The following is a 5,367-nucleotide window of genomic DNA, read 5'->3' as shown; positions in this document are numbered from 1 at the left end:
CGCCCGGGCCCTGAGGCGCCCGGGCCCTGAGGCGGCCGGGCTCTGGGGTGGCCGGCGATCATGACCGCCAGCCACCGGCCCCCTGGACGCTCCTACGGGAACTCGGCGCCGGTCGCTCATCCTCTGCGCGATGACCGTCACGCGGTCGGCTCGCCGGCGAGGGCGTCCACCTCCGCCTGGAAGTACAGGGCCGGGTCCAGGCCCATACCGGTGAAGTGGCCCGCCAGTTCCAGGGACAGGACGCCGTGCAGACGGCTCCAGAAGGCCAGGGCCTGACGCAGCGCCGCGGGCGGGGCGTCGGGGTGGCCACCGGCCCATGCGCGGTGGGCGGCCAGGTGGTCCTCGAAGGCGTGCGGCTCCGCGGCGGGGGCGGTGCAGGCGTCCAGCAGGACGGACATCAGTTCCGAGGCGATCGCGGTGATGTCCGGGGGCGCGTGGTAACCGGGCACCGGGGTGCCGTAGAGGAGGAAGTAGCGGTGCGGGTCCGCCAGGGCCCAGCGGCGCAGCACGTGCGCCAGCCGGGCGAGTCCGGGTCGGCCCGCGCCCGGACCCCCGTTGTCGGCGGCGGCGGCCGCGATGAAGGCGTCGGCGAGGCTGCGGTAGGCGTCGCGGATGAGTTCGGTGATCAGCTCGTCGCGGCCGGCGAAGTACCGGTACAGCGCCGGTCCGCTCACGCCCATCTGCTTGGCGATGGCATTGAGGGAGAGCGCGGACGCGCCGGAGCCCGCGATCTGCTGCCAGGCCTTCTCCTTGACCTCCTCCCGCACCTGCTGCCGGTACCGCTCCCGGGGGGTCTTGGTGCTGCCCGTCACGTCCGCCTCGCCTCTCGCCGTTCGCTCTCCATCCCCAGCGAGTTAGAGGCTATCACCATCGGCACATCCACTAGCGATACAGCACCTCACCCCCTTGACATGCACCAGGTCCCCATCCATTCTCGTTACAGCTTCTAACAAACGCGAGACATGTAAACCATGGAGGTCGTGATGAGGAACACCGTCGAGCGGGTCGAGGTCGTTCTGCCGGGCAAGGTCGAGCCGGAGGGCCTGCAGTTCCACCGCCGTCCCGTCCCGGCGCCGACGGCCGGCCAGGTGGTGGTCGCCATGGAGGCGACGGGCGTTTCCTTCGCCGAGCAGCAGATGCGGCGCGGCCGGTACTACGACCAGCCGCCGTTCCCCTTCGTCCCCGGATACGACCTGGTCGGCACGGTGCTGGCCGTGGGTGAGGGCGTCAGCTCCACGCTGCTCGGCAAGCGGGTCGCCGCGCTGACGAAGACCGGAGGCTGGGCGAGCCACGTCGCGCTCACCGCCGCCGACGTGGTGGAGGTGCCCGACGGCGTCAGCCCGGTGGACGCGGAGACCGCGGTCGTCAACGGCATCACCGCCTGGCAGATGCTCCACCGCAAGGCCCGGGTACGCGCCGGCCAGACCGTCCTGGTCCACGGCGCGAACGGCGGAGTCGGCTCGATCCTGGTCCAGCTGGCACTGGCCGCGGGCGCCCAGGTGATCGGCACCGCCTCCACCCGCCACCACGACGCGCTGCGCGCCCTCGGGGTGACGCCCGTCGACTACCGGTCCGGCAATGTCCCGGCACGCGTACGGGCCCTCGCACCCGGCGGAGTGGACGCGGTGTTCGATCACGTCGGCGGCGACGGCATCCTCGAATCCTGGCGGCTCCTGGCCCCCGGCGGCACGCTCGTCTCGTACGGCAGCGCCGCCACCCGCGACGACGAGGGCTCCGGCTCGTGGCCGGTGCTCAAGCTCCTCGGCCGGGTGTGGGTGTGGAACGCGCTGCCCAACGGCCGCAGCGCGTACTTCTTCAACGTGTGGGCCGGGCGCGCTTACGCCAAGGAGCGCTTCCGGGCCCGCCTGCGCTCCGACCTCACCCAGGTGTTCACCGCCCTCCAGCGCGGTGAGATCACCGCCAAGGTCGCGTCCGAGATCCCGCTGGCCCGCGCCGCCGAGGCGATGCGCCTCGCCGAGTCCGGCACGGTCGCCGGGAAGGTCGTCCTCGTCCCGTGACCCAGGCGCCGGGCACGTCAGGCGCAGGGGAGCCGGTCCGGTCGGCAGATCGTGTCGGCGGCGGGAGGGTGCCGTCGAAGACGTAGCGGCCTCCGTAGCCCTTGATGCGGTGCTGGAGTCGTCGAAGAGTGAGATGCAGCCGGACGCGTCCGCAGGGGGGGCGGAACCACGGACCGCGCGCTATCCTCCGCGCCATGCCGATTGACATGGACATGCGATTACGGGTGCGGTCGCGCGCCCTGGTGTGCCTCCTCGTGCTGGCCCTCCTGGGTACGGTCACCACGGCGGCCGCCTCGTCCCGGGCCGTGGCCCCCGCCAGGGCCACCACGACCTCCACGCCCACCGCGAACGCCACCCCGAGCGCCGCCGCGGCCGCCCGCTGGGGCGACCGGCGGCTCGACGAGGTGGCCTTCCTGACCACCCACAACGCCTTCACCAATTACGAGGACTCCCGCTGGAGTTCGGTGAACCAGTCGGAGTCCGTACGCGCCCAGCTCGACAACGGCGTCCGCGGCCTGAGCCTGGACACGCACTGGTACGAACGCAGCACCTGGCTGTGCGTCATCAGCTTCGGCAGCGACTGCTATCCCAGCGACGTGTACCTGTGCCACGGCGACTGCAAGACCTTCGCCGGAGCCACGTACGCCCTGCCGCGGCAGACCTTCCACGGCACGATGCAGACCGTGGTGGACTTCCTCGCCGCCCACCCGCAGGAGGTGGTGACCGTCTTCCTGGAGGACTACGTCGGCGCCGACCAGATGCAGGCGTCCCTCGGCCGGGTCAGCGGGCTGCAGAACATGCTCTTCCGGGCCGACGAGTGGGGCGTACGGCAGCGCGGCTGGCCCAAGGTGGCCGATCTCGTCACCTCGGGCAAGCGGCTCCTGCTCTTCTCCGACCGGTCCGACCGGGAGCACCTGGGCGTCATGTACGACAAGTCCTGGACCGTGAGCAACTTCTGGAGCCTCGGGAACCTGGGCAACGACCTCACGTGCGTCAGCCGCTGGTCCGACGTGCCGTTGGACCGCCAGGAACCAGGTTTCCGGCGGCTGTTCACGATGAGCCACCACCGCAACGTACCCACCGTCCTCACGGCTGCCCTCGACAACGGCGCCAAGCTGAGGAACCGCGTCGCCGAGCAGTGCCGGTCGGCCACCGGGGGCCGCGATCCGAACTTCGTGTCCGTCGACTTCCACCGCCTGTCGGACGGGAGCGGCCACACGCCCGCCTCGATCGTCGCGGAGCTCAACGCGCGCCCCTGATCCGCCTATCGGCCCGCCGGCCGGGTGGATCGCCGCGGACGGCGGGGCCTGTCACACCCGGCCGGTCAGCCCGCCTTGCGGGCGCCCAGCACCCGTCGCTCGTCCTCGGTCAGTCCGCCCCACACCCCGTACGGTTCCTGCACGCGCAGCGCGTGGCTCAGGCATTGTGCCCGCACCGGGCACAGCGCGCAGACTTCCTTGGCCTCCTGCTCCCGCACGGCGCGCTCCTCGCCGCGCTCCCCCGCCGGGTGGAAGAACCGGTCCGTGCCGAGCGCCCGGCACGCCGCTTCCTCCTGCCACTTCCACAGGTGCTCCGCACGGCCCGGCAGACGTGCCACCTTCGTCATGTCCCGACTCCTCTTCTCCGCGTTCGTGTCCTTGCCTTGCTCCCTCACGCGTCTGACCCGGGTGCGCGTTTCGAAACACGGTCCGTGGGCGTGGCAGGGGCCTCGGCCGTGGAGACCCTCGGCAGGGCGTACGGGTGCTTCTCGGCCAGCCAGGCGACGAGCTGTTCGCGTACGGAACAGCGGGCGGTCCACAGGTCGTCCGGGTCCTTCGCGGTGACGATCGCCCGCACCACGATGGCGCTGGGCGTGGTGTCGGTGACGGCCAGGTCCCAGCCTCGGCCGTCCCACGCCTCGCAGCCGTCGAGGATCTCCTTGAGCTTCTCGCGCATCAGCGCGACGGGGGTGGTGTGGTCGCAGTGCAGGAAGACCGTGCCGGTCATCTGGATCCCGCCGCGCGACCAGTTCTCGAAGGGCCGCCCGGTGAAGTACGAGACGGGCATGGTGATCCGGCGTTCGTCCCAGGTACGCACGGCCAGGAAGGTGAGCGTGATCTCCTCGACCACACCCCACTCGCCGGCCACCACGACCGTGTCGCCGATCCGCACCATGTCGCCGAAGGCGATCTGGAATCCCGCGAAGAGGTTGCCGAGGGTGGACTGAGCGGCCACGCCCGCGACGATGCCGATGATCCCGGCGGAGGCGAGGAGCGAGGTGCCGACGGCGCGCAGGTCGGGGAAGGTCAGCAGCATCGCGGCGGCGGCCACCACGGCGACCACGGCGGTGATGATCCGCATGATGAGCGTCACCTGGGTGCGGACCCGGCGGACCCGGGAGGGGTCGTGGGGGCCGAGCGCGTAGCGGGCGTACGAGGACTCGACCACGGCGGAGGTGATGAGGACGACGCACCAGGCGCTCGCGCCGATCAGTACGAGCGTCAGCAGTCTCCCCACAGCCGTCTCGTGCTCCCGCAGCGGCTGCCACCCGATCTGCGGGTACACGGCGCGCATCGTCGCAGCGAAGATCAGGACCCGTACCGACGTACGACAGCGGCGCAGCATGTTCCAGAGCGGTGTCTCGGGGTGACGGGCGTCCGCCCGCCGCAGCAGCAGGTCGGTGACTCTGCCCGCGGCGAAGGTGAGCACGATCGAGCCACCGATGACGGCAGGCACTTGCAGGAGGCTGTTCATGACTCCTCTGAACGGGTCTGGGGAACGGGTCCCGTCGCACGTGCCCGGGGCTTGCCGGGACAAACGGGGCGTCCGTTCCGTGATGGCGGGTACAAGCGCCCACGAAACGACAGCCGAGGACGAGGTGAGTGAGCAGTGCAGACCATCGGAACGGATACCGGCGGGCCCGTATCGGAGCAACGGGGGCCGGCCTTCCCGCAGCTCCGTCGGCTCACCCTGCGCGACGCCTGCCGGCAGGTGGCGCGGGGCCGCCAGTTCACCCGTGAAGCGCTGGAGGACTGGGGGTGGGACGGTCAGGAAACCGCCGGGGACGCGCTCCTGGTCGTGTCCGAACTCGTCACCAACGCCAAACTGCACGCCGGCGGCTGCCTGGAGCTCATGCTCCGCGCCGGGGACGTGCTCCGTGTCGAGGTGTACGACGGCATCGGTGACCTCCCACGACCGCTGCACCCCTCGCGTTCGGCCCGTCCGGGCCGCCCCGGCGGGCACGGCCTGCGTCTGGTGCACCGGCTCACGGACCGTTGGGGCGTCCAGGCTGTCGGGCGCGGCAAGGTCGTCTGGGCCGAGATCGACGCCGAACGCCTGCGGACGGGCCGACCCGGGTACGCCTGAACCC

General features: G+C 71.5%; 6 protein-coding genes. 3 read left to right on the top strand and 3 right to left on the bottom strand.

Translation table 11 applies throughout. The annotated features are described in order from the left end of the window. Positions 1-137 precede the first annotated feature (137 nt). On the bottom strand, positions 138-812 hold the full coding sequence (locus ACWGIU_RS28475; RefSeq protein ID WP_453710493.1) for a TetR/AcrR family transcriptional regulator: 675 nt from the start codon (positions 810-812) through the stop codon (positions 138-140). A 159-nt stretch (positions 813-971) separates the two neighbouring features. Between ACWGIU_RS28475 and ACWGIU_RS28470 the strand changes: the two genes are divergently transcribed. Both ACWGIU_RS28470 and ACWGIU_RS28465 read left to right on the top strand, forming a co-directional pair. Beyond that, entirely contained in the window at positions 972-2,018 is a 1,047-nt protein-coding gene (locus ACWGIU_RS28470; RefSeq protein ID WP_453710491.1) for a medium chain dehydrogenase/reductase family protein, read from the top strand. Positions 2,019-2,212: 194 nt separating this feature from the next. Continuing rightward, complete coding sequence (locus ACWGIU_RS28465; RefSeq protein WP_453710489.1) at positions 2,213-3,277, top strand: PI-PLC domain-containing protein; 1,065 nt, start codon at positions 2,213-2,215, stop codon at positions 3,275-3,277. 65 nt (positions 3,278-3,342) lie between these two features. On the opposite strand, the gene ACWGIU_RS28460 is transcribed toward ACWGIU_RS28465, so the two are convergent. Both ACWGIU_RS28460 and ACWGIU_RS28455 read right to left on the bottom strand, forming a co-directional pair. Beyond that, positions 3,343-3,624 carry a WhiB family transcriptional regulator gene (locus ACWGIU_RS28460; protein ID WP_453710487.1) on the bottom strand — a complete coding sequence of 94 codons (282 nt, stop codon included), beginning with the start codon at positions 3,622-3,624 and terminating at the stop codon, positions 3,343-3,345. 44 nt (positions 3,625-3,668) lie between these two features. Then, positions 3,669-4,751: a mechanosensitive ion channel family protein gene (locus ACWGIU_RS28455; RefSeq protein WP_453710485.1), complete on the bottom strand. Its 1,083-nt coding sequence runs from the start codon at positions 4,749-4,751 to the stop codon at positions 3,669-3,671. Between the two features lie 135 nt (positions 4,752-4,886). Here ACWGIU_RS28455 and ACWGIU_RS28450 point away from each other — a divergent pair, with 135 nt between their 5' ends. Then, positions 4,887-5,363, top strand: a complete 477-nt coding sequence (locus ACWGIU_RS28450) for an ATP-binding protein (protein ID WP_453710483.1) — start codon at positions 4,887-4,889, stop codon at positions 5,361-5,363. Positions 5,364-5,367: the final 4 nt, after the last annotated feature.

The sequence above is a fragment of the Streptomyces sp. NPDC054840 genome, assembly GCF_053611065.1.
This window is presented reverse-complemented; position numbering and strand designations above follow the sequence as displayed.